At 66.5% G+C, this 681-nt stretch carries 1 pseudogene; it reads right to left on the reverse strand.

Annotated features, from left to right (window positions below):
* Positions 1-630 (reverse strand): annotated as a pseudogene (locus tag ACLMAL_RS39700) (IS110 family transposase); the annotation flags it as partial.
* Positions 631-681: the final 51 nt, after the last annotated feature.

Here is a 681-nt window from a genome sequence, read left to right on the forward strand (position 1 = left end):
CGCCGGGCAACGCGATGGACTGCTCACCGGCAGCGGCCAGGGCCTTGTCGGTCATGACGGCGATGCCCTTGGCCCAGGCGCCGTGCTCGAGCAGGTAGGTTCGCACACCGTCGTGCCCGGCCGCCCGCAGACCGGCGGGGGTTCGGAATCCGGTGAGCAGGATCAACGCCGAGCGGGTGGAGTAGTCGAAGGCGCGTTCGAGCGCGGGGAAGATCGAGGCCAGCATCTCACGCAGTTGGTTGATGCCACGCACCCAGTCGGTCATCAGGTTCTCGCGGCGCGCGATGAGCACCTTCAGATCGGTCACGATCTGATCGGGGCTGGTGATCGGTATCAGATCCCCACGCATGCGGGCGGTTTCGGCGATCGTGCGGGCGTCTTTGGCATCGGTCTTTCCTTCACCTGTGAACGCTCCGGCCATCCGGTTGACCAACCGGCCAGGCACATACATCACCGGATCCGCGGTGGCCGCCAGCAAAGCCAGCAGCAGCCCCGCCGCGCCGGAGGTCATGTCCACTGCCCAGAGGACCTCGACGGCCTGGCTCGAACCCGGGCGATCAACGCATCGATCGCGGGCTGACCGTTGGCCACCTTCTGCGAGAACACGACCTTGCCCGCCCCATCGACCACGCAGACGTGGTGGGCGGCCTTGCCGACATCGATTCCGACCCAAACCTTTTC

It is taken from the genome of Nocardia sp. CWNU-33 (genome assembly GCF_046764895.1).
In the GTDB taxonomy this organism is placed as follows: Bacteria; Actinomycetota; Actinomycetes; order Mycobacteriales; family Mycobacteriaceae; genus Nocardia.